General features: G+C 74.4%; 22 protein-coding genes and 1 tRNA gene. 7 read left to right on the forward strand and 16 right to left on the reverse strand.

Features of this window, described 5'->3' with window-relative positions; translation table 11 throughout:
• Nucleotides 1-68: 68 nt before the first annotated feature.
• The 4 genes from QWJ41_RS06205 to QWJ41_RS06220 all read left to right on the forward strand — a co-directional run bounded on the left by QWJ41_RS06205 (nt 69) and on the right by QWJ41_RS06220 (nt 4,985).
• Nucleotides 69-1,556 (forward strand): FAD-binding protein, encoded by a 1,488-nt coding sequence (locus tag QWJ41_RS06205; RefSeq protein ID WP_302706547.1) that lies wholly within the window; start codon nt 69-71, stop codon nt 1,554-1,556.
• A gap of 94 nt (nt 1,557-1,650) precedes the next feature.
• Nucleotides 1,651-2,883: a pyridoxal phosphate-dependent aminotransferase gene (locus tag QWJ41_RS06210; protein ID WP_302706549.1), complete on the forward strand. Its 1,233-nt coding sequence runs from the start codon at nt 1,651-1,653 to the stop codon at nt 2,881-2,883.
• Between the two features lie 147 nt (nt 2,884-3,030).
• Nucleotides 3,031-3,462, forward strand: coding sequence for a hypothetical protein (locus QWJ41_RS06215; protein WP_302706550.1), 432 nt, complete (start codon nt 3,031-3,033; stop codon nt 3,460-3,462).
• On the forward strand, nt 3,459-4,985 hold the full coding sequence (locus QWJ41_RS06220) for a hypothetical protein (protein WP_302706551.1): 1,527 nt from the start codon (nt 3,459-3,461) through the stop codon (nt 4,983-4,985). Before QWJ41_RS06215 ends, QWJ41_RS06220 begins: the two co-directional genes overlap by 4 nt.
• 18 nt (nt 4,986-5,003) lie before the next feature.
• Here QWJ41_RS06220 and QWJ41_RS06225 read toward each other — a convergent pair whose 3' ends face one another.
• The 3 genes from QWJ41_RS06225 to QWJ41_RS06235 form a co-directional block, all read right to left on the reverse strand.
• Nucleotides 5,004-6,386 carry a YncE family protein gene (locus QWJ41_RS06225; RefSeq protein ID WP_302706553.1) on the reverse strand — a complete coding sequence of 461 codons (1,383 nt, stop codon included), beginning with the start codon at nt 6,384-6,386 and terminating at the stop codon, nt 5,004-5,006.
• A gap of 158 nt (nt 6,387-6,544) precedes the next feature.
• Nucleotides 6,545-8,017 (reverse strand): vWA domain-containing protein, encoded by a 1,473-nt coding sequence (locus QWJ41_RS06230; RefSeq protein ID WP_302706555.1) that lies wholly within the window; start codon nt 8,015-8,017, stop codon nt 6,545-6,547.
• A gap of 4 nt (nt 8,018-8,021) precedes the next feature.
• Entirely contained in the window at nt 8,022-8,906 is an 885-nt protein-coding gene (locus tag QWJ41_RS06235; RefSeq protein ID WP_302706556.1) for an AAA family ATPase, read from the reverse strand.
• Nucleotides 8,907-8,967: 61 nt separating this feature from the next.
• Between QWJ41_RS06235 and QWJ41_RS06240 the strand changes: the two genes are divergently transcribed.
• Both QWJ41_RS06240 and QWJ41_RS06245 read left to right on the forward strand, forming a co-directional pair.
• Nucleotides 8,968-9,366: a hypothetical protein gene (locus tag QWJ41_RS06240; protein WP_302706558.1), complete on the forward strand. Its 399-nt coding sequence runs from the start codon at nt 8,968-8,970 to the stop codon at nt 9,364-9,366.
• Between the two features lie 69 nt (nt 9,367-9,435).
• On the forward strand, nt 9,436-9,795 hold the full coding sequence (locus QWJ41_RS06245) for a hypothetical protein (protein WP_302706560.1): 360 nt from the start codon (nt 9,436-9,438) through the stop codon (nt 9,793-9,795).
• A 34-nt stretch (nt 9,796-9,829) separates the two neighbouring features.
• On the opposite strand, the gene QWJ41_RS06250 is transcribed toward QWJ41_RS06245, so the two are convergent.
• From QWJ41_RS06250 to QWJ41_RS06280, 7 genes are all read right to left on the reverse strand, one after another.
• Entirely contained in the window at nt 9,830-10,363 is a 534-nt protein-coding gene (locus tag QWJ41_RS06250; protein WP_302706562.1) for a gamma carbonic anhydrase family protein, read from the reverse strand.
• 105 nt (nt 10,364-10,468) lie between these two features.
• Nucleotides 10,469-10,556, reverse strand: a tRNA-Ser gene (locus tag QWJ41_RS06255).
• 38 nt (nt 10,557-10,594) lie between these two features.
• Nucleotides 10,595-12,928 carry an LUD domain-containing protein gene (locus QWJ41_RS06260; RefSeq protein ID WP_302706564.1) on the reverse strand — a complete coding sequence of 778 codons (2,334 nt, stop codon included), beginning with the start codon at nt 12,926-12,928 and terminating at the stop codon, nt 10,595-10,597.
• A complete protein-coding gene (locus tag QWJ41_RS06265; protein ID WP_302706566.1) occupies nt 12,925-13,680 on the reverse strand; it encodes a (Fe-S)-binding protein in 756 nt (251 codons plus the stop codon). The genes QWJ41_RS06260 and QWJ41_RS06265 overlap by 4 nt, the downstream gene beginning before the upstream one ends.
• A 58-nt stretch (nt 13,681-13,738) precedes the next feature.
• Nucleotides 13,739-15,007: a D-arabinono-1,4-lactone oxidase gene (locus tag QWJ41_RS06270; RefSeq protein WP_302706568.1), complete on the reverse strand. Its 1,269-nt coding sequence runs from the start codon at nt 15,005-15,007 to the stop codon at nt 13,739-13,741.
• Nucleotides 15,004-15,453, reverse strand: coding sequence for a nucleoside deaminase (locus QWJ41_RS06275; RefSeq protein ID WP_302706790.1), 450 nt, complete (start codon nt 15,451-15,453; stop codon nt 15,004-15,006). Before QWJ41_RS06275 ends, QWJ41_RS06270 begins: the two co-directional genes overlap by 4 nt.
• Nucleotides 15,454-15,491: 38 nt before the next feature.
• Nucleotides 15,492-15,977 carry a tRNA adenosine deaminase-associated protein gene (locus QWJ41_RS06280; protein ID WP_302706570.1) on the reverse strand — a complete coding sequence of 162 codons (486 nt, stop codon included), beginning with the start codon at nt 15,975-15,977 and terminating at the stop codon, nt 15,492-15,494.
• 138 nt (nt 15,978-16,115) lie between these two features.
• On the opposite strand from QWJ41_RS06280, the gene upp reads away from it, so the two are divergent.
• Complete coding sequence (gene upp / locus QWJ41_RS06285; RefSeq protein ID WP_302706571.1) at nt 16,116-16,757, forward strand: uracil phosphoribosyltransferase; 642 nt, start codon at nt 16,116-16,118, stop codon at nt 16,755-16,757.
• Between the two features lie 125 nt (nt 16,758-16,882).
• On the opposite strand, the gene QWJ41_RS06290 is transcribed toward upp, so the two are convergent.
• The 6 genes from QWJ41_RS06290 to QWJ41_RS06315 all read right to left on the reverse strand — a co-directional run bounded on the left by QWJ41_RS06290 (nt 16,883) and on the right by QWJ41_RS06315 (nt 22,448).
• Nucleotides 16,883-18,253 carry an NAD(P)(+) transhydrogenase (Re/Si-specific) subunit beta gene (locus QWJ41_RS06290; RefSeq protein ID WP_302706573.1) on the reverse strand — a complete coding sequence of 457 codons (1,371 nt, stop codon included), beginning with the start codon at nt 18,251-18,253 and terminating at the stop codon, nt 16,883-16,885.
• Nucleotides 18,253-18,567: an NAD(P) transhydrogenase subunit alpha part 2 gene (locus QWJ41_RS06295; RefSeq protein WP_302706575.1), complete on the reverse strand. Its 315-nt coding sequence runs from the start codon at nt 18,565-18,567 to the stop codon at nt 18,253-18,255. Before QWJ41_RS06295 ends, QWJ41_RS06290 begins: the two co-directional genes overlap by 1 nt.
• Nucleotides 18,564-19,688 carry an NAD(P) transhydrogenase subunit alpha gene (locus QWJ41_RS06300; protein ID WP_302706577.1) on the reverse strand — a complete coding sequence of 375 codons (1,125 nt, stop codon included), beginning with the start codon at nt 19,686-19,688 and terminating at the stop codon, nt 18,564-18,566. The genes QWJ41_RS06295 and QWJ41_RS06300 overlap by 4 nt, the downstream gene beginning before the upstream one ends.
• Nucleotides 19,689-19,740: 52 nt before the next feature.
• Entirely contained in the window at nt 19,741-20,307 is a 567-nt protein-coding gene (gene thpR, locus QWJ41_RS06305) for an RNA 2',3'-cyclic phosphodiesterase (protein ID WP_302706579.1), read from the reverse strand.
• Nucleotides 20,308-20,474: 167 nt separating this feature from the next.
• Nucleotides 20,475-21,215, reverse strand: a complete 741-nt coding sequence (locus QWJ41_RS06310; RefSeq protein ID WP_302706581.1) for a VIT1/CCC1 transporter family protein — start codon at nt 21,213-21,215, stop codon at nt 20,475-20,477.
• Between the two features lie 87 nt (nt 21,216-21,302).
• Nucleotides 21,303-22,448, reverse strand: coding sequence for an acyl-CoA dehydrogenase family protein (locus QWJ41_RS06315; RefSeq protein ID WP_302706583.1), 1,146 nt, complete (start codon nt 22,446-22,448; stop codon nt 21,303-21,305).
• Nucleotides 22,449-22,599 lie beyond the last annotated feature (151 nt).

Here is a 22,599-nt window from a genome sequence, read left to right on the forward strand (position 1 = left end):
CTGGACGGTGGGCCGCGAGGTCGCAGCCTACCGTCGCCACAGACTGGAACATGTTCTAGATTTGGGCCATGGACAGCCCCGGCACCGCCATCCCCGCGACCCTCCCGGTCGCGAGCGCCCCGCCCGACGCCCCGGCGTACGACGTCGTGGTGGTCGGCTTCGGCATCGCCGGTGGCTGCGCGGCGCTGGAGGCCGCGCGCGCCGGGGCCCGGGTGCTGCTGCTGGAGCGCGCGGCCGTGCACGGCGGCACGTCGTCGATGTCGGGCGGGCACTTCTACCTCGGCGCCGGCACCGCGGTGCAGCGAGCGACCGGCCACGACGACACGGTCGAGGACATGGTCGCCTACCTGACCGCCTCGTCGAAGGCCCCCGACGAGACGAAGATCCGCGCCTACTGCGAGGGCTCGGTGGCGCACTTCGACTGGCTGGAGGCGCTGGGCTTCGAGTTCGAGCGCTCCTACTACCCCGAGAAGGCCGTCATCCAGCCCGGCACCGAGGGCCTGATGTACACCGGCAACGAGAAGGTCTGGCCGTTCCGGGAGCTCGCGCGGCCGGCACCGCGCGGGCACAAGGTGCCCGTGGCCGGCGACACCGAGGGCACCCGGCTGGTGATGGACCTGCTGCGCGAGCGGGTCGAGGAGGCCGGGGTCGAGGTGCGCTACGAGACCGGCGCCGCCGCGCTGGTGCTCGACGATGCCGGCGTGGTGCGCGGCGTGGGCTGGCGCAGCTTCGACCGCACCGGCGTGGTGCTGGCCGGGGCCGTGGTGCTGGCGGCCGGCGGCTTCGTGATGAACCCCGACATGGTCGCCGAGCACACCCCCGCGCTCGGCGAGAAGCTCTTCACCCTCGGCTCGACGTACGACGACGGGCTGGGCATCCGCCTGGGCCAGTCCGCCGGCGCGGCGCTGCAGCACATGGACGAGCCGTTCATCACCGCGCCGGTCTACCCGCCCGCGACCCTGCTGACCGGGGTGATCATCAACAACCGCGGCGAGCGGTTCGTGGCCGAGGACAGCTACCACTCCCGCACCAGCCAGCACGTGATGGCCCAGCCCGGCTCCGAGGCCTACCTCGTCGTCGACAGCGAGCACGTGGAGTACCCCACCTTCCCGCTGGCGCCGCTCCTCGACGGCTACGAGACCCTCGAGGAGCTCGAGACGTCCCTGGGCCTGCCCGACGGGTCGGTGCGCGCGACCCTGGCCCGCTACGACGAGCACGCCGCCCGCGGCGAGGACCCCGACCTCCACAAGGCACCGCAGTGGCTGGCGCCGCAGTCGACCGGTCCCTGGGCGGTCTTCGACCTGCGGCTGGGCAAGGCGCTCTACGCCGGCTTCACCCTCGGCGGCATCGCCACCGACGTCGACGGCCGGGCCCTGCGCGACGACGGCTCCCCCGTCGCCGGCCTCTTCGCCGCCGGCGCCTGTGCCTCCAACCTGGCCCAGGACGGCAACGGCTACTGCTCGGGCACCCAGCTCGGGGAGGGCTCGTTCTTCGGCCGCCGGGCCGGGGTCGCCGCCGCCGAGCTGGCCCGGGGAGCTTTGTCGGCCGGCCGCTGAAGCTGGCGGGTGGCCGATGAAACTTCATCGGCCACCCAGGAGCTTCGTCGGCCGGCCGATGAAACTCCTGGGTGCCTCGCCTAGCCTCGGGCGGGTGAGCCAGCCGGAGCCGCCTCCCACCCAACGCCTGCAGGTCGCCTCGCGGGCGAACGTGCCGCCCTTCCACGTGATGGACCTGCTGGAGGCCTCGACGCGCCGCCAGCGCACCCACGGCGACGTCGTCAACCTGCTGGCCGGGCAGCCCAGCACCGGCGCGCCCGAGCCGGTCAACGCCGAGGCGGTGCGGCTGCTCGGGTCGGGCGACCCGCTCGGCTACACCCCCGCGACGGGGGTGCTCGAGCTGCGCGAGGCGATCGCGGGCCACCACGCCCGCGCGCACGGCATCGACGTCGACCCCGACGAGGTGGTGGTCACCACCGGCAGCAGCGGCGGGTTCCTGCTGGCCTTCCTGGCGGCGTTCGAGGCCGGCGACGCGGTGGCCATGGCCCGGCCGGGCTACCCCTGCTACCGCAACGTGCTGGCCGCGCTGGGCTGCGAGGTCGTCGAGGTCGACACCGGGCCCGGGACCCGCTTCCAGCCCACCGTCGAGCAGGTCGCCGCGCTGCACGCCGACCTCGCCGCACGCACCGGCCGCGGGCTGCGCGGACTGGTGGTGGCCAGCCCGGCCAACCCGACCGGCACGATGCTGCTGCCCGAGGAGCTCGCCGCCCTGGCGCGCTGGTGCGAGGAGCACGGCGTGCAGCTGATCTCCGACGAGATCTACCACGGCATCGAGCACGCCGTCCTCGACGGCGGTCCCCGTCTGGCGCGCTCGGCGTGGGAGACCAGCCGCGAGGCGGTCGTCTTCTCCAGCTTCAGCAAGTACTTCTCGATGACCGGCTGGCGGATCGGCTGGATGCTGGTGCCGCAGCGGCTGCGCCGCGCCGTCGACGTGCTGACCGGCAACTTCACGATCTGCCCGCCCGTGCTGGCCCAGCGGGCCGGCGTCGCGGCGTTCACCGAGGCGTCGTACGCCGAGCTCGACGGGCACGTGGCGCGGTACGCCGACAACCGCCGCGTGCTGCTCGAGGGCCTGCGCGGGCTCGGCGTCACGGGGCTGGCGCCGGCCGACGGGGCCTTCTACGTCTACGCCGACGTCTCGCACCTGACCGACGACTCGATGGCCTTCGCCCACCACCTGCTGGCCACCACGGGGGTGGCGCTCGCCCCGGGCGTCGACTTCGACACGGTGCACGGGCACCGCTCGCTGCGCTTCTCCTTCGCGGGGCCGCGCAGCGACGTGGAGACGGGCCTGGCGCGGCTGGCGCCCGCCTTCACGACCCGCTGACGAGGCCGCGGGGGCGGTCGGCCCGGCCCGGCGGGCACGACAGGGCCGCCCTCCCGCACGCCCGTCCACAGGCGGGGCGGCGGCGGCGCCACCGGCGCGCGAGCCGGGGCCAGCATCGGGACACCGTCCTCGACCTCGGGAGGCCCGATGACCGCCGACCCCGCCGCCGTACGCCGCCTCGCCCAGCTGCTGCGCGAGCAGGCCGGCGACATCCGCGCCGAGGCCGACCGGCTGGTCGCGCTGACCGCGGCGGCCGGGTGGCAGGGCCGGGCCGGCGAGGCGCTGCAGGCGCGGGTGCGTGACCGGGGCGCGGCGCTGCGCCGCTCGGCCGCGCGGCACGACGACGCCGCGGTCGCGCTCGACCGGCACGCCGCCGTCGTGGAGGAGCGGCTGGCGCTGCTGCTCGCCACGCAGCGCCGGGTCGGCGAGCTGCTCGACGCGGCGGGCGCCCTGGCCGGGGGGCTGCCCGACCTCGTCGAGCGCTTCGTGCCGCCCCCGCCCGGCGACCCGGGCTGGCTCGGCGTCGACGTCGACGCCCTGGCCCGGGCCCTGGACGGGTGGGCCGGGAGCGCGGCGTGACCGGGTCGGACGGCGCCGTCGTGGTCTCGGTGACCGGCGGGGTCACCGGGGTCGCGGCGACGTACGAGCGGCTGCTCGCGCTGGCCGTCACCTTCGAGGCCGCCGCCGAGCGGATGCGTGGCTGGGCGGCCCGCGGCGCGGCGGTGCTGGTCGACTCCGACCTCTTGGCCTCGGGGCTCCTCGCCCCGCTCAGCCTCGCCGAGGCCGAGGTCGCGGTGGTGACGGCGACGACCGGCTCCGACGGGGTGCTGGGCGAGTCGGCCGGCTGGTGGCTCGACGCGGAGGCGCTGCGCCTGGCCGTGCGGCTGCTGCAGGAGGCCGACGAGCTGGCCGAGCACGCCCTCGACGCGCTCGACCACGCCTTGGGCCGCGCCCTCGGCCAGAGCCTCGCCCTGTCCCTGGGCCCCGCCGCCCCGCTGTGGCTGCCGGCGCTGGCCGGGGGCCTCGCCGTCACGACCGTGCTCTGGCCGCGGCTGCCGGAGCTCGGGCGCGACCTCCTGGTCGAGCGCCTAGGTGATGAAGGTGACGACCTGCAGGAGTGGGTGACCGACCACCCGCGGCTGGTCGAGCGGTTGGCCGCCGGGGGCGGGGGCCTCGTCGACGGGCTGCGCAGTCCCGTGGTCCCCCTGGGCCCGGTGGCGCCGCTGCCGCCCCTCGGCCTGCTGGGGCTGCTGGGCCTGCTGCCGCCCACCCGCGACACCGCCGCGGCCGCCCGGCTGCTCGCCGGCGCCTACGACCCCGGCCGGCCCCGCACCCGGGCCCTGCCCGGCGTCGCGGTGCCGGCCTCGGCGGCTCCACCCCGCAGCGTCGAGGACCTCGTCGAGCACCTCGCACAGCTCAGCGAGCTCTCCGCGCCGGGCCGGCCGGAGATGAACGGCACCATCGAGGTGCAGAGCTTCACCGGCGACGACGGGGTCGCGCGGCACGTGGTCTACCTGCCCGGCACCGACGACATGACCACCTGGCCGTGGACCCAGGACGACGACGTGCGCGACATGGGCACCAACCTGGCCCTGGTCGGCGACCTCCCGACCGCCTACGGCGCCGGCGTGCTCGACGCGATGGCCGCCGCCGGGATCGGCCCCGACGAGCCGGTGCTGCTGGCCGGGCACTCCCAGGGCGGGCTGCAGGCGGCCCAGCTGCTCGACGAGCAGCACGGCTACCGGATCACCCACGTGGTCACCGCCGGCTCGCCCACCGCCCACCTGGGTCCGTTCCCGGACGGCAGCCACGTGCTGTCGCTGGAGCAGCAGGGCGACGTGGTGCCGCTGCTCGACGGCGCCGCCAACCCCGACTCGCCCGAGCAGGTCACGCTGACCTTCGAGGCCGGCCCGCTCACCGGCCGTGACGTGCCCGGCCACCACGGCTTCGCGGCGTACGCCGCCGGCGCGGCCGCGGCCGACGCGAGCCCGCACCCGGGCGTGCGGGAGCAGGTGCGCAGCCTGCACGAGTCGGGCTTCCTGGGCGCGCAGCCGCCCGACGGCGTGCGGCACACCGTCTACCGGATCACCCGCGACCCGTGACCTCTCCCGGGGAGGGCCTCAGCGCAGGTGGCTCTTGCGGACCACGCCGTTGCGCACCCGCTGGGGGTGGTCGCCGACGCTGGTGGTGCGCACGATCTCGCCGGTGCGGTAGGAGACCTTGGAGACCTCGTCGGTGCCGCTCCAGGAGATGTAGCAGTGCTTGCCGTCGTGGCTGGGCGTCACCCAGTAGGGCTTGCCGTCCTCGCGCACCAAGAGCGGGGTGCGCTTGAACGAGCGCGCGTCGACGACGGTCACGTAGTCGGACATCGTGCCGGCGACGCAGATCCGGCGCCCGGTCGGGTCCATGGCGATGCCGTGGTGGGCGGAGTCGAGCAGGTAGAGCTCGCGCGGGGTCTCGGGGACCAGGTCGGGCAGCCGCTTGACCCGCGTGATCTCGCCGCTGCGCCGGTCCATCTGCACGAAGCCGTGCATGAAGGAGAGCTGGAAGTAGACCTGCTGCTCGTCGGGCGAGAGGGTCAGCGGGCGCACCGCGGTCGAGGTGTCCTCGAGCCCGGCGGCGTCGAGGGCGGCGCGCAGGTCGTAGCGGCGCTCGATCTCGAAGGTGCGCGCGTCGACGACCTGCAGCACCCGCTCGTCCTTCGTCGGGTCGAGGGAGGGGTGGTCGAAGGGCGAGTAGACCATCCCGATGCTGGCGTGCAGGATGCGCCGGCCGCCGTCGATGTAGACGCTCTCGTGGGGGGAGCCGCCGGACTCGAAGCGGCCCACCTCCTCGCCGGTGCGCACGTCGAGGGCGTGCACGACGTTGCCGGTGGAGGCCGAGACGACCACGGTGCGCCCGTCGGGCGAGAGGGCCATGTGGTCGGAGCGGTAGCCGTCGACGGCGAAGCGCCACACGATCTCGCGGGTGCGCAGGTCGAGGGCGACGACGTCGGCGAAGGAGGGCCGCGAGACCACCAGCAGGCGCCCGTCGTTGGAGGAGTACATGTCGTCGACCAGCTGGTCGTTGCCCTCGCCGATGAACTGCTGGATCGCGGCGTAGAAGGCCAGCCGCACCGGGTTGGAGAGGATCTCGCTCATCCGCTCCTCCCGGTCGGGGACCACGTCGATGCGGGCGATGCGCTTGAAGGACCCGGGCCGCAGCAGGTCGGCCGTGCCCTCCCAGTTGTTGCCGACGAAGACCACCCGCCGCTTTTTCCTCCCCACCCGCACCGCCTGGGTCGAGCTGCGCCCGGTCGTCGCGGGACGCCCGGCCGCGGGTCCGGCCCCGTCGGCGAGCGCGACCGCGGCGGGCGTCGTACGGGCCCGGTCGGGGGCGGAGCCGGCGACGGCCGCCCCCGGGCCGGCGGCCAGCGCCAGCCCGAGCGCCGCGGTCAGGACCCGTCGTGCGGGTGCGCCCGGACGGCGGGCGGAGGTCGGCGGGCGGGTGGCGAGCAGCGGCATGAGGGTCCTTCCACGGGTACGTCGGGGTTCCAACGACCGCGGGGGGTCGACGGTCACGCTGCGGTTTCCCCGGGTACCCGGGGATCCTGTAGGCGTTGGGGTGTTGCAACACCCGAACGCGTACGGCTTCCCCGGGTACCCGGGGAAACCGTCGCGCCTCAGAGCAGGTCGTGGACCAGCTCGGAGAGCTGGGTCAGGTTGCGGCACTCGACCATCGGCACCACGTCGGCGTACCTGCTCGCCGCGGAGTCGCCGGTGTCCCAGTGCCGCCGGTGCTCGGGGTTGAGCCACCAGGCGTGCCGGCACTGCCCGGCCAGGTCGGCGAGGGTGGTCAGGGCCAGGTCGGAGTAGTTGGAGCGGGCGTCGCCGAGCACCAGCAGCGAGGTGCGCGGGCCGATGGCATCGGAGTGCTGCTCGGCGAACTTCTCGATCGCGCGGCCGTAGTTGGTGCGCCCCCACAGCGCGGCGTGCGACGCGCTGGCGGCGAGGTCGGCCATCACGTCGACCACGTCGGCACCCGGCTTGAAGTGGTGGGTCACCTCGTGCACGTGGTCGATGAAGGTGAAGGCGCGCACCTTGGTGAACTGCTCGCGCAGCGCGAAGACCAGCAGCAGCGTGAACTGCGCGAAGTTCGCGACGCTGCCCGAGACGTCGCACAGCACCACCAGCTCGCTGCGGTGCGGCCGCTTGGGCTTGTGGTGCGTGGTCAGCGGCACGCCGCCGGTCGACACCGAGGCCCGCACCGTACGCCGGAAGTCCAGCGGACCGCGGCGCTGCGCGTGGTGCTCCTGGGTGAGCCGGGTCGCGAGCCGACGCGCCAGCGGGTAGATCTCGCGGCGCATCTGCTCGAGGTCGGTGCGCCGCATCGCGAGGAAGTCGAGCCGGTCGATGGAGGGGCGCAGGGCGGTGCGCGCCACGTGCTCTGCGCCCTTCTCCTCCCCGATCCGGCGGCGGGCGTCGGCCTCGACTCGGCGGGTGAAGCCGCCGATCTGCTGCGCCACGGCGCGGCGGGCCTCGTCGTCGCCACGACCCTGCGCCAGCAGGCCCTGCACCAGCCGGTCGACGATCTCGCCGGGCGCGACCCGCTGCAGCGCGGTGTAGGCCGACCAGGACGACAGCCCCGGCCCGCGCCCGGGCATCGCACCGAAGCGGCCGACCGCCTCGGCGGCCAGGCGCGCCAGCTGCTGCTCGTCACCCGCGGTCATCGCCGCCTCGAGCCGCTCGCGGAAGTCGCGCAGCGCCTCGGCGTTGTCGCGCGACCCCGGCACGTCACCGCCCTCCTGCCCCTCCGAGCCCTCGGCCCCGCCGCCCTCGTCGCCGTCGTCGCCGTCGTCGTCGGCGCCGAGCCGCGTGGCACCGTCGCCGACCAGGGGCGGGAAGTAGAGGTCGAAGAGCGCGTCGAAGGTCGGGCGCTGGGCGTGCTTCTTGACCACCGCGGCGGCGTACCCCTCACGCACCACGGCCCGGTCGTCCCACGGAAGGGCGGTCAGCACCGCCACGGCGTCGAGGTCCTCGGCCAGCGAGACCGGCAGGCCGGCCGCGCGCAGCGCCTCCAGGAAGGCGATGTGGCGGTCGAGCAGGCCGGACCTGGCCTGACCGCCAGGCTCGGACGCGGGATCGGGGGTGGTCATCGGCTCAGCGCCCGGCGCGGTCGAGGCGCAGCTCCTTGACCGCCCGCTCCTGGTCGGAGACGTGCTTGAGCACCACGCCCAGCGTGGCGTTGACGGCGTCGTCGTCGAGGTCCTTGATCTCGAGGGCGATCAGGGTGCGCGCCCAGTCGACGGACTCCGCGATCGAGGGCGCCTTCTTGAGCTCCAGCTCGCGCAGCCGGGCCACCATCGCCACGAGCTGGGCGGCCACCGCCTCCTCCAGGCCGGGCACCTGGGAGACGACGATCTCGCGCTCGCGGTCGGCGTCGGGGTACTCCAGGTGCAGGTAGAGGCAGCGCCGCTTGACCGCCTCGGACAGCTCGCGGGTCGCGTTGGAGGTCAGCACCACGAAGGGACGCCGCACCGCGGTCACGGTGCCCATCTCGGGGATCGTGACCTGGAAGTCGGAGAGCACCTCGAGCAGCAGCCCCTCGACCTCGACGTCGGTCTTGTCGACCTCGTCGATGAGCAGCACCGTGGGCTCCTCGCGCCGGATCGCGGTCAGCAGCGGGCGCGTCAGCAGGAACTCGTCGGTGAAGATGTCGTCGTGCGTCTCGTCCCAGGTGGCGTCGTTGCCCTGGTTGGCCTGGATGCGCAGCAGCTGCTTCTTGTAGTTCCACTCGTAGAGCGCGCGGGCCTCGTCGAGGCCCTCGTAGCACTGCAGCCGCACCAGGTCGGCGCCCGTCGCCCGAGCCACCGCCTTGGCCAGCTCGGTCTTGCCGACGCCGGCCGGGCCCTCGATCAGCAGCGGCTTCTCCAGCGCCCCCGCGAGGTACGTCGTCGTCGCGGTCGCCGCGTCGGTGAGGTAGCCGGTCGCTCCCAGGCGGTCGGCGGCGTCGGACGGCGAGCTGAACCAGGTCATGGGCCCCATCCTGTCCCACCCCCGGACCAGACCGGGCGTGACCCGGGTCACGCGGACTCGTTGGACACGTGTGCCCGCCTCCCCGACCGGCCCCGCCGCCGGCCCCGCCGCCGGTCTCGCCGCGCCGACCGCGCCGCGTGGCGTGCTGCGGGCGCTGCGGGCGCTGCGGATGGGCGCGCTCGCGGCCGTGGTGAGCGTCGCGGTCGGGGCGCACGTGCGCGCCGAGACCGCCACGCCGCCGACCCCGAGCGAGATCGGTGCCGCGCAGCTCGAGCGCTTGATGAGCGACCACCGTTGCAGCACCACCGGCTTCGCCGACGGCTCGTTGCCGGGCTCGGCCCTGCTGCGCACCGAGCGCGGGCAGCTGCGCGTGGTGGGCTTCGCCCGCGGCTGGCAGGCCCACGAAGGGCTGCTGCCCGGCACCCTGGTCGCCGTGTGCCTGGGCACGCGTGCCACCGAGCGGCCCTGAGCGGCCCTGAGCGGCCCGAGCGGTTACTGAGCCGCGGACGGCTACCACCGGGCTCGTAAAGTAAAGACGATGACTGCTTCCTCCCCCGGCCCCGTCCACCCCGCTCCACTGGCGGGCCGACGTCGCCTGCTGGGAGTCGTGAAGCTCGGTGTCGTGGTGGCGATCATCGCGGTCGTCACCGGCACCCTCGTGGGCGGGACGACGCCCTCGCGCTCGCCCGTCGACCCCAGCAGCGACCGCCTCGCCCGGCTCATGGAGGTCTACGACTGCTCCACCACCGGCCTCGACGACGGGGTGGTGCCGGGCTCGGCCGTGCTGCGCTCCACCGACGGCGCGCTGCGGATGGTCACCTTCGAGCGCGGCTGGGCGGCCTACGACGGCAGCGGGTCGGGCACCCTGGTCGCCGTCTGCGCCGCACCCCTGAACTGACGCACGACCAGCGGCCGGAGGCCAGCGGGCAGCGCTAGCTCGTCTCGATCCGCTTCGCGCCGCTCGCGTGGTGCCGGGCCAGCTCCTGGTAGCCGGCGGCGTTGTGCTCGACCCACTGCTGCGAGCTGGTGCCCTCGATCGGCTTGACCACCTTGCACGGCACGCCGGCCGCGACGACGCCCGCGGGGATCTGGGTGCCGGGGGTCACCACCGACCCGGCGGCCACGAGCGTGCCGCCGCCGATGCGGGCGCCGTCGAGCAGCGTCGAGCCGTTGCCGACCAGCGCCTGCTCGCCCACCTCGGCGCAGTGCACGACGCAGCCGTGCCCGATGGTGGCGTTCGGGCCGATCGACAGGTGCTCCCCGGGGGCCGCGTGCAGCACCGAGTTGTCCTGCACGTTGGTGCCCTCGCGCACCACGATCGAGCAGACGTCGGCGCGCACCACGACGCCGTACCAGATGCTGGCGCCCTTCTCGACGACCACGTCGCCGATCAGGGTCGCGGTGGGGGCCACCCAGGCCTCGGGGTGCACGGAGGGTCGCTTGCCGTCGAGCTCGAAGAGGTTCACGGGGCACATCCTGCCCGCGACGCCCGGCCCCTGCGCACGGGGTCCGGCGCACGGCCCGAGCACGACGAACGCCCCGGAGCGGTGCTCCGGGGCGTTCGGTCCAGCTGGCGGTGGCGGTGGGATTTGAACCCACGGTGGGTTGCCCCACACATCATTTCGAGTGATGCACCTTCGGCCTCTCGGACACGCCACCGCCGGTGAATGTACCGGAGGCGTCGTGCTCGGGCGAAATCAGCCTCTGTCGACGGCGGTCGCCGGATCGGCGACCAGCAGCACGTGCAGGCGGCGCGGGCCGTGCACGCCCTCGACGCGGTCGAGCTCGATGTCGCTGGTGGCCGAGGGGCCGCTGATCCAGGTCAGGGCCCGTCCCGCGCGCACCGCCGCGGCCAGCCGGTCCACGGCGTCGGGCACGTCGGGCACCACCTGGTCGGCGCGCACCACGACGACGTGGCGGTCGGGCACCAGGCTCAGCGCCCGGCGGCCCTGGCCGGGTCCGTGGTCGAGCACGATCGTGCCGGTCTCGGCGACCCCGACGCTCGCGCTGGTGAGCACCGCGTCGACGCCGTCGAGGTCGGCCCACGACAGGGCATCGTCGGGCACGGCCCTCTCGCCCAGCGCCGCCAGCAGCGCCTCGGCGGTCCCGTCCGGTACGACGACCCGGTCGGTCGGCGCGAACAGGCCCGCGACGTGGGCGGCCAGGTCGGCGACCGCCACCCGCTCGACGACGGCGCGGTAGTCGGCGACCCGCTCGGCGAAGAGGTCGAGCACCTGGGCGGGCGTGCCCACCGGGCCCACCGGCGCCGGGACCGGCTCGGGTGTGGGGACGACCCCGGCCAGCGCCGCGCGGACCCGGTCGAGCACCTCGGCGCGGGCGCCGGTCGGGTCGGCGGGGGCGCTCGGGGAGCGGTGGGCTGGCAACCGTTCCGGCTCCGGGACCGGTTGCCGGCCCACCGCCGACCCGGGCTGGGCGGCCGGCGGCTCGGGCGGCGGTGCGTCAGCAACCGGACGACCGGGCAGGTCGGTTGCCTGCTCACCGCCGACCCCGGGGCCGGGCTCGGTGCGGCCGCCGTCGGTGCGCGCCCACCACGCTCGGAACGACTCGCGGGGCGGGGCGGGCAGGTCGCGGGCGCCGGTCCAGGCCGCGGCGCCCGGCCCGGGCAGGCGTCCTGCGGCGGGACGACCGCCCGGCAGCGTCGTACGCGACAGGCGAGCCAGGACCCGCCCCGACAGCCCGGAGGCCTTCTCGACCAGGCCCAGCCGGGACGCGTCGGAGAAGGCCCAGGCCGCGGCCCTCATGGCCAGCGCCTCGGGCTTCGGGACCCGGTCGCCGCGGTGCGAGTCGACCACCTTGGAGCGCAGGTGCACCAGCACCTCGGGGATGTCGATGCGCACCGGGCAGGCCTCGAAGCAGGCCCCGCACAGCGACGAGGCGTAGGGCAGCGAGTCGGTCTGCGGGTCGCCCTGGCCGTGCAGCAGGGGGTTGAGGATCGCGCCGATCGGGCCCGGGTAGACCGAGCCGTAGGCGTGCCCGCCGGTGCGCTCGTAGACCGGGCAGACGTTGAGGCAGGCCGAGCAGCGGATGCAGCGCAGCGCCTGACGCCCGACGTCGTCGGCGAGCGCGCGGGTGCGGCCGTTGTCGAGGAGCACCACGTGCACCTCCCGCGGGCCGTCGGCGCCGCCGTCCCCGCCGTCCGGGTCGGTGACCCCGGACCAGGTCGAGGTGTAGGGGTTCATCCGCTCGCCGGTCGAGGAGCGCGGCAGCAGCCGCAGCAGCGGGTCGAGCTCGGCCCAGGTGGGCACCACCTTCTCGATGCCCACCACCGAGACCAGCACCTCGGGCAGGGTCAGGCACATCCGCCCGTTGCCCTCCGACTCGACCACCACGAGGGTGCCGGTCTCGGCGACGGCGAAGTTGGCGCCCGAGACCCCGACCTTCGCGCGCAGGAACTTCTCGCGCAGGTGCTCGCGGGCCGCCCCGGCGAGGACGGCGGGGTCGTCGCTCAGGTCGGCGGGCGCGGGGCGGCCGACGTCGGCCATCCGGCGCAGGAAGATCTCGCGGATCTCGGCGCGGTTGCGGTGGATCGCGGGCACGAGGATGTGGGAGGGCAGGTCGTCGCCGAGCTGCACGATCAGCTCGGCCAGGTCGGTCTCCCAGGCGGCGATCCCCTCGGCCTCGAGCGCCTCGTTGAGCCCGATCTCCTGGGTGGCCATCGACTTGACCTTGACCACCTCGTCGGCGCCGTGGGCCCGGGCGACGCGCGCGACGACTGCGTTGGCCTCGGCGGCGTCGCGGGCCCAGTGCACGGTCGCGCCTGCCTCGGTCAGGGTGCGCTCGAGGGTCTCCAGGTGGGTGGCCAGGTCGTCGAGGGCGCGCTGCTTGACCGCCGCCCCGGCCAGGCGGAGGTCCTCCCAGATCCCGGCCTCCTCGAGCTCGCCCACCACGGCGGCCCGCTTGGCGCGGATCACCCCGGTCGCGTGCGCCAGGTTGTGGCGCAGCTGGGTGTCGCCCAGCGCCGCCCGCGCCGCCTCCGGGAAGGCCGGCATCCCCACGAACGTGCCGCTCACGACTGTCCCTCCGTGCCCTCGGTCGCCGCCAGCACCTCGGCCAGGTGCACCACCCGCACCCCCGAGCGCTGCCGCGACAGCACCCCGCCCACGTGCATCAGGCAGCTGTTGTCGCCGGCCACCAGCACCTCCGCCCCGGTCGAGCGCACGTGCCTGGCCTTGTCGGCCCCCATCGCCACCGACGTGTCGGCGTTCTTCACCGCGAACGTCCCGCCGAAGCCGCAGCACTCCTCGGCCTTCGGCAGGTCGACCAGCCGCAGCCCCTGCACCGCCTCCAGCAGCTGCCGGGGCCGGTCACCCACGCCCAGCATCCGCAGCGAGTGGCAGGTCGGGTGGTAGGTCACGGTGTGCGGGAAGTAGGCACCCACGTCGGTCACCCCCAGCACGTCGACCAGGAACTCGCTCAGCTCGTACGTCGGCGGCGCGGCCGCCACCGCCCCCACCAGCTCCGGGTCGCTCCCGTTGACAGCCCCGCGGTCGGCCACCAGCGCGTGCTGGTGGCGCGCCGACCCGGCGCACGACCCGCTCGGGGTGACGATCGCGTCGTACCCGGCGAAGGCGTCGACGTAGGTGCGCACCACCGGCACCGCCTCGTCGAGGTAGCCGGTGTTGACCATCGGCTGCGCGCAGCAGGTCTGCGCGGCAGGGAAGTCGACCTCGCAGCCGAGCCGGCGCAGCAGCCGCACGACCGCCTTGCCGGTCTCGGGGAACATCGCGTCGTTGACGCAGGTGACGGACAACGCGACTCGCATGGGACCACTCTCCGGGGCGGGGGCGGTGCGTGTCACCAGTGCCGCGCCGGACGGACCCTCAGGCGAGGCCCACCCGCTGAACGAACTCGTTGACGAACACCCCGTCGGGGTCGACGCGACGTCGCAGCGACCGGAAGTCCTCGGCCCGCTCGTACGCCGCCGCCGCGGTGAACCCGGGCTTGAAGACCTTGCCCCAGTGCGGGCGCGGGGCGAAGGGAGCCAGCGCCGACTCGACCCGCTCGACCGCGGCGGCCACCTCGGCCGGCCGGTTGCGCCAGGTGAAGTGCAGCGCCAGCGAGTCGCGGCCCTGGGCCGGCGAGAGCCAGAGGTCGTCGGCGGCGACGGTGCGCAGCTCGCTGGCGTGCAGCAGCGGGTCGAGCTCCTCGCCCAGGGGGCGCAGCGCGGCGAGCGCCGCGCCGGCCTGCTCGAGGGGCACGAACCACTCGCTCTGGATCTCGTCGCCCTGGCTGGGCTCGCGGTCGTGGCGGAAGTGCGGGAGCCGCTCGATCCAGGGGCCGTCGGTGCCGCGCAGGGTCATCGAGTCGCCCAGGCCGAGCAGCGGGGAGCCGGCGCCCGCGGCGACGGCCTCCCCCATCAGCTCGGCGGCGCGGTCGAGGTCGCGGCCGGGGTCCGGCACCCGGGCCTTGACCAGCACCTCCCCCACGAGGTCGCCGGCCCAGCGGGTGAAGACGCTGGTGCTGAACCCGAGGTCCAGGACCCCCACGGGGTCGGCCAGCAGGTCGTCCCAGCGCAGGTCGAGGTGCAGCTCCTGGCGCAGGTCGTAGGGCGCCACCAGGTCGAGCTCGACCTCGACGACCACGCCCAGCGCCCCCAGTGCCACCACGCTGCCCAGGTGGTCGGGCTCGCCGCGGCGCACCGTGCGCAGCGCCCCGTCGGGCCCCACGAGCACCAGCGCCGCGACCGCGGCACCGAGCGACTGGTTGCCGGTGCCCGAGCCGTGGGTGCCGGTGGCCACGGCGCCCGCGGTGGAGATGTGCGGCAGCGAGCCCATGTTGGGCAGCGCCAGGCCGGCTTCGTGCACGGCGCGGGCCACGACGGCGTACCGCTGGCCGCCGCGGACGGTGACCGTGCGCGCGGGCACGTCGACGACGACCGGGTCGGGGAAGCCGGTCGTGCTGAGCAGGGTGCCGTCGGTGTCGCAGAGGTCGTTGAAGGAGTGCCGGGTGCCCAGCACGCGCACCTTCGCGGCCGCCGCGACCTCGCGCTGCACCTCGGCGACGCTGCGGGCCTCCACGAAGCGGCCGGCACGATAGGTGTGCGAGCCCGCCCAGTTGCGGATCAGCCCGACCGGGCCCGCGCCGTTCACGGCGGCGTCCCGGCCCCGCGCTGGGCGGCGAAGAACTCCTGCAGCAGCACGGCCGACTCGTCGGCCAGCACCCCCGCGAGCACCTCGGGCCGGTGGTTGAGGCGGCGGTCGCGCACCACGTCCCAGAGGCTGCCCACCGCCCCGGCCTTGTCGTCGTACGCCGCGAAGACGACGCGCTCGACCCGGCTCAGCACCGCCGCGCCGGCGCACATCGTGCACGGCTCGAGCGTCACCACGAGGGTGCACCCCTCCAGGCGCCACTCGCCGCGGGCCCGCGCCGCCTCACGCAGCGCGACCACCTCGGCGTGCCCGGTGGGATCGGCCTCGGCCTCGCGCACGTTGCGGCCGCGGCCCAGCACGGCACCGGTCGCGTCGACGACCACGGCGCCGATCGGCACGTCGCCGGTGGCCAGCGCGGCGCGCGCCTCGTCGAGGGCAGCGCGCATCTCCGGCTCCCAGGAGCCGGTGGGGCGGGCGGTGGTGCTCACGCCGAGGTCAGGCCGACCACGTCGTCGAAGAGCTCGCCGAAGCCCAGGCGGCGCGCGACCTCGGAGAGCAGCTCGTCGGGGTAGAGCTCCTCGTCGTCGATGAGCTCGGCCATGGTGGCGGCGCTGACGCCCAGGTCGGCGAGCAGCCCCACCTCGCCGGCGGGCTCGGGCTCGTCGTCGTCCTCGGGGTCGGGCAGGTGCAGGTGCTCGAGCACCGAGGCCGCCAGCTCCCACTCCTCGGCGGCGGTCACGTCGGAGAGCAGCACCCGCGTGGAGCCGCCCGAGACGCGCACCAGCACGAAGAAGTCCTCGTCGATCGCGACCAGCCCCAGGGTGCCGGCGTCGCCGGGGAAGCGTCGCAGCGCGCTCGCGAGCACGTCGACGTCCTCGAGGTGGTCGTGGGTCAGCTCCGCGACGACCCACTCGCCGTCGGTGCGGTAGGCCGCCAGCGCGAAGTCGACCTCGTCGAACTGCTCGGCCATGGGGGCACCCTCCGGGGACGGACGAACCACGCTGCTGCACGGACGTGCGGCACTTCCTACAGTGACAGACGTCCGGGTGCGGCGACCAGTCCCTTTCCCGCGCTCCACCCCTCCGGGGAGGCGCACTAGGGTGTCGCCATGCGCACCCACGTCGTGGACCACCCGCTCGTCACCCACAAGCTCACCACGCTGCGGGACCAGGGCACCGACTCGCCGACCTTCCGGGCGCTGACCGACGAGCTGGTCACCCTGCTGGCCTACGAGGCCACCCGCGACGTGCGGGTCACCACCGTCGAGATCCAGACCCCGGTCTCGGCCGCCACCGGCGTGCGGCTCGACTCCCCCAAGCCGCTGGTGGTGCCGATCCTGCGCGCCGGGCTGGGCATGCTCGACGGGATGATGCGCCTGCTGCCGACCGCGGAGGTCGGGTTCCTGGGCATGGTGCGCAACGAGGACACGCTCGAGGCGTCGACGTACGCCGAGCGGCTGCCCGACGACCTGTCGGGTCGCCAGTGCTACGTGCTCGACCCGATGCTGGCCACCGGCGGCACCCTGGCCGCGGCGATCCGCTTCCTCACCGACCGCGGCGCCGACCACATCACCGCGATCTGCCTGCTCGCCGCCCCCGAGGGCTGCGAGCGCCTGGCCGCCGACCTCGAGGACCTCGACGTGCCGGTCACCGTCGTGACCGCGGCCATGGATGAGCGGCTCAACGAGAAGGGCTACATCGTGCCCGGGCTCGGCGACGCCGGCGACCGGTTGTACGGCGTGGCCCACTGAGCCACCCTGCCCCACCCACGGTGGGTTTCATCGGCCGGCCGATGGAACTGGCGGGTGGACGATAAAATTTCATCGGCCACCCAGGAGCTTCGTCGGCCGGCCGATGAAACTCCCCCGGGCGGTCCTCAGAGCGACTTGACCGCGGCGAGCAGCTTGGCCAGCGAGTCCTTGGCGTCACCGAAGAGCAGGGTGGTGCGGGGGTCGAAGAGCAGCTCGTTCTCGATGCCGGCGAAGCCCGGGCGCATCGAGCGCTTGAGGAAGACCACCTGCCGAGCCTGGTCGACGTCGAGGATCGGCATCCCGTAGATCGGCGCCGAGGGCGTGGTGCGCGCGGCCGGGTTGACCACGTCGTTGGCGCCGACGACCAGCACGACGTCGGTCTGCTTGAACTCGCCGTTGATGTCGTCCATCTCGGCGAGCTGCTCGTAGGGCACCTGGGCCTCGGCGAGGAGCACGTTCATGTGGCCGGGCATCCGCCCGGCGACGGGGTGGATGGCGTAGTCGACCTTCGCCCCGCGGGCCAGCAGCAGCTCGACGAGCTCGCGCAGCGTGTGCTGGGCCTGGGCCACGGCGAGCCCGTAGCCGGGCACCACGATGACGCGGTCGGCGTAGGCCAGCAGGATCGCGACGTCCTCGGGACCCGAGGAGCGCACCGGGCGGTCGGAGGCCTCGCCGGCGCCGAGCGTCGAGCCGCCGCGCAGCGCCCCGAAGAGGATGTTGGCCACCGAGCGGCCCATCGCCCGCGCCATCAGCAGGGTCAGGAAGGTGCCGGCGGCGCCGACCAGGGTGCCGCCGACCAGCAGCACGACGCTGCCGAGCACGTAGCCGCCCGCGGCGACCGTCAGGCCGGTGAAGGCGTTGAGCAGCGAGATCACGATCGGTACGTCGGCCCCGCCGACCGGCAGCACCAGCAGGACGCCCAGCGCCAGGCCGACCAGGGCCAGCACGACACCGAGCGCCAGCGACGCCTCGAGCACCACCAGCACCGAGAGCCCGACGCCGCCCAGCAGCGCGGCTGCGAACGCGACCGGGAGCCCGGGGAAGACCACCGGGCGCGAGGTCATCAGCTCCTGCAGCTTGGCGAAGGTGATCGCCGAGCCGGCGAAGGAGACCGAGCCGACCACGATCGTGAACGCCGTCGCGACGAGGTCGAAGGCGGGGGTGCCCGCACCCATGTGCTGCAGCTCCAGCAGCGCCACCAGGGCCGCCGCGCCACCGCCGACGCCGTTGAAGAGCGCCACCATCTGGGGCATCTGGGTCATCTGGACCTTGCGCGCGCCCACGACGCCGACGCCGGAGCCCACCGCGATCGCGGCCAGCATCTGCGGCACGTGGTCGAGCTCGAGGTAGAGGAACGGCACCGTCACCGCGACCACGGCGCCGCCCGCGCCGACGAGGTTGCCCAGCCGCGCGGTGCGCGGGCCGGAGAGCCCCTTGAGGGCCAGCACGAAGCAGACCGCGCAGCCCAGGTAGACCAGCTGCACCCAGGTCGGCATCAGCGCTCCGTCCGCTCGGCGGGCGCGGGGCGCGGCTTGCGGCGCGAGAACATCTGCAGCATCCGGTCGGTGACCACGAACCCGCCGACCATGTTGATCGCGGCCAGCACGATCGCGACGAGCCCGACGACCAGCGCCACGGTGGACTCGGTGGTGCCGGTGACGATCACCGCGCCGAGCAGGATGATCCCGTGGATCGCGTTGGCCCCCGACATCAGCGGCGTGTGCAGCGTCGAGGAGACCTTCGAGATCACCTCGGTGCCCACGAAGACGCTGAGCACGAAGATGGTCAGCCAGACCACGCCCTCGCTCACTGGACCTCCCCTTCCGCCGGGCCCTCGACGAGCACCCGGGTCGGCTCGTGCCGGATCACGCCGGCGTGGGTCACGCAGGCGCCGGCCAGGATCTCGTCGTCGAGGTCGAGCACCAGCTCACCCTCGGGCGCCAGCAGCGTGACCAGGTTGACGACGTTCTGGGCGTAGAGCCGCGAGGCCGGGCCGGGCATCTGGGACGGCACGTTGCGCCCGCCCCACACCTGGGCGTGCCCGATGCGCACCACGTCGCCGGCGACGACGCCCTCGACGTTGCCGCCCGAGTCGGCCGCGAGGTCGACCACGACCGAGCCCGCTCGCATCTGCTCGACCATCGCCCGCGTCACCAGCACCGGGGCGGTGCGCCCGGGCACGGCCGCGGTGGTGATCAGCCCGTCGGCGTTGGCGACGTACGGCGCCAGCAGCTCGCGCTGCAGCCGCGAGCGCTCCTCGCTCATCTCGCGGGCGTAGCCGCCGGCGCCCTCGAGGGTGGGCAGGTCGAGCTCGATGGCCTGCGCGCCCATCGAGCGGATCTCCTCGGCGGCGGCCGCGCGCACGTCGTAGGCCTTGACGACGGCGCCGAGGCGCTTGGCGGTCGCGATCGCCTGCAGGCCCGCGACGCCGGCGCCGAGCACCACGACCTCGGCCGGCGGGACGGTGCCCGCGGCGGTCATGTTGAGCGGGAAGAAGCGGCGCAGCAGGCCGGCGCAGACGATCGCGCAGCGGTAGCCGGCCACCAGTGACTGCGACGACAGCGCGTCCATCGACTGGGCGCGCGAGATGCGCGGCACCAGCTCCATCGCCAGGCTGGTCACCGACAGGTCGCGCAGGTCGCGCACCAGGTCGGGCTCGAGCGCCGTCGGCAGGAACGAGACCGTGACGGCGCCGCTGGGCAGGCGCCGGGCGGCCTCGCGGGTCAGCGGCTGCACCGAGAGCACCAGCCCGGCGTCGGGCAGCGGGTCGTCGACGACGCTCGCGCCCGCCTCGGCGTACGCCGCGTCGTCGGCCAGCGCGCCCAGCCCGGCGCCGGTCTCGACCAGCACCTCGTGGCCCAGCGCGGTCAGCTTGGCGACGAGCTCGGGCACCAGCGCCACCCGGGCCTCGGACTCCCGTGTCTCGCGCACGACTGCGACTCTCACCCTGGTCAACCTAGGGGAGATCGCCGACGCCCGCGCGTCACTCGCCGGAGCCGACCCCGACGTGTTCGAGCACCTCGTGGCGGGGTCGGCGCCGGGCGCCCTGGCCCAGGTGCGAGGCCACCAGCGCCACGCTGGTCGCCCGCCAGGCGGGCCCGCGGTAGCCGTCGAGCAGGCGCACCCAGTCGTCGACGTGGTCGGCGCGCCGCAGCCGGGCCACCGTCACGTGCGGGCGGAAGCGCTGGCCGTCGACCCGCGCACCGCTGACCGCGCCCGCGGTGCGGCAGCCCGCGGCCAGGCGTTCCAGCTCCTCGTGGGGCTCGGCGTCGACACCGGCCCACAGCACCCGCGCCGCGGCGGGGTCCGGGAACGCGCCGCCCCCGGCCACGCGGGCCTCGACCGGCGTACGCCGCGCGGCCGCGGAGCGCAGCCGCTCGACCACCTCGTCGAGGCGCCACTCCTCGACGTCGCCGTAGAAGGCCAGGGTGACGTGGAGGTGCTCGGCCAGGCTCCACCGGAAGTCTGCGGCCCCGCGCCGCACCTCCAGGAACGCATCGAGGTGCTCGACCGCCTCGGTCGGTGGCACCAGTGCAGCGAAGAGACGCACCCCGCCAACCTAGCCCCGACCGCCCGCCGTGGGTCGAGCAGCGAGGGCCGAAGGCTCGAGCGTCGTCGAGACCCCGCAACCACCCGGCGTACGGCGAGCGCGCACCTCACCGGGTCTCGGCGACGCTCCTCGCTGGCGCTCGTCGCTGCTCGACCGACGGAGGTGGGTCAGACGACGTGGGCGCCGAGGAGGGTGCCGATCAGGTAGGTGACGGCCATGGCGAAGAGGCCGCCGCCGACGTTGCGCAGCACGGCACGGCCGGTGGGGCCGTAGCCCAGCTTGGCGCTGGCCCAGCCGGTGAGGGCCAGGGCCAGCGCGACCGCGCCCATGGTGACGCCGACGCGCAGGTCGGCGACGACGAGGAGGATGGTCAGCAGCGGGAGCAGCGCTCCCAGGGTGAAGGAGAGCATCGAGGCCCACGCCGCGTGCCAGGCGCTGGTCAGCTCGTCGGGGTCGATCCCGAGCTCGGCCTCGGCGTGCGCGCCCAGCGCGTCGTGGGCGGTGAGCTGGGTCGCGACCCGGAGGGCGAGGTCCTCGTCGAGGCCCTTGCCGACGTAGATGGCGGCCAGCTCGGCGAGCTCCTCCTCGGGCTCCTCCTCGAGCTCGCGCCGCTCCTTCTCCAGCAGCGCGCGCTCGGAGTCGCTCTGGGTGCTGACCGAGACGTACTCCCCCGCACCCATGCTCAACGCGCCGGCCACCACGGCGGCGACACCGGCGACGAGGATCGCGTTGCGTTCGGTGGTGGCGCCCGCGACGCCGACCACGACGCCGGCGGTCGAGACGATCCCGTCGTTGGCGCCGAGCACGGCGGCCCGCAGCCAGTTCAGGCGCGAGCTGATGCCCCCGCCGTGCGGCTCGTCGTCGTGCGGGCCGACATCGATCGGGGCGTGCTCGAGGTCGGAGGTCATGGGCCCATCATCGACGGGCCCACGACCCCCTCGCAACGAAGGTGAGGCTCTGCTGGGCGGCCCCGGTCACACCCCGGGCCACCCCGCTCAGAGGCCGAGATCGCGGCCGATGAGCTCCTTCATGATCTCGTTGGAGCCGGCCCAGATCTTCGAGACGCGGGCGTCGCGCCAGGCGCGGGCCACGCGGTACTCGTTCATGAAGCCGTAGCCGCCGTGCAGCTGCACGCAGTGGTCGAGCACGTCGTTCTGCACCTGGCTGCTCCACCACTTGGCCTTGGCCGCGTCGACCGGGGTCAGCTCGCCCTTGTCGTGGGCCACGACGCACTGGTCGACGTAGGCCTCGGCGACCTCGATGGCGGTGAACTGCTCGGCGAGCAGGAACTTGTTGTGCTGGAACTGTCCGATCGACTGGCCGAAGGCCTTGCGGTCCTTGGTGTACTGCAGCGTCTCGACCAGGATCTGCTTGGCGTGGTGCACGTTGGAGATCGCGCAGCCCAGGCGCTCCTGGGGCAGCTTCTGCATCATCGCGATGAAGCCGCCACCGAGCTCGCCGATGACGTGGTCGTCGCCCAGGCGCACGTTCTCGAAGAACAGCTCGGCGGTGTCGGACTCGTCCTGGCCGACCTTGTCGAGCTTGCGCCCACGGCTGAAGCCCGGGGCGTCGGACGGGATGGCGAACAGCGTGATGCCGCGCGCGCCCTTCTCGGGGTCGGTGCGCACCGCGGTGATCACCAGGTCGGCGGAGTAGCCGTTGGTGATGAAGGTCTTGGAGCCGTTGATGACCCACTGGTCGCCGTCGCGCACGGCGGTGGTCTTCAGCGCGGCCAGGTCGGAGCCGCCGGAGGGCTCGGTCATGCCGATGGCCAGCAGGATCTCGCCGGCCGCGACGCCGGGCAGCCAGCGCTGCTTCTGCTCCTCGGTGCCGAGCTCGACGATGTACGGCGCGGTGATGTCGGCGTGGATGCCCCAGCACGAGCCCAGCGCCGCGTTGACCTTGTTGAGCTCCTCGGCCGCGACCGCGTTGAACCGGTAGTCCCCGGCGCCGACGCCGCCGTACTCCTCGGGGATCTCCAGGCCCAGGAAGCCCTGCTTGCCGGCCTCGAGCCAGAACTCGCGCGGCAGGGCCTTGTCGGCCGCGTGCTGCTCGACGTTCGGGATCACCGAACGCTCCAGGAACTCGCGCACAGACGCGCGGAAGGCCTCGTGGTCCTCGTCAAAGATGCTCCGCTTCATGTCACACATGCTACCGGCGGGTAGGGCGTGTGGCACAGCAGCGAGCGGGGAAGGCCCCCTTGCGGGTGGAGGGACGCCGCCGCAGACCGTGCTTTGATCGTTCCAAGACCCGCTCGAGCAGCCCGCTCGACCACACCGCACGACACCGCAG

Origin of the sequence: Nocardioides cremeus (genome assembly GCF_030518195.1) — a bacterium.
GTDB lineage: Bacteria > Actinomycetota > Actinomycetes > Propionibacteriales > Nocardioidaceae > Nocardioides > Nocardioides cremeus.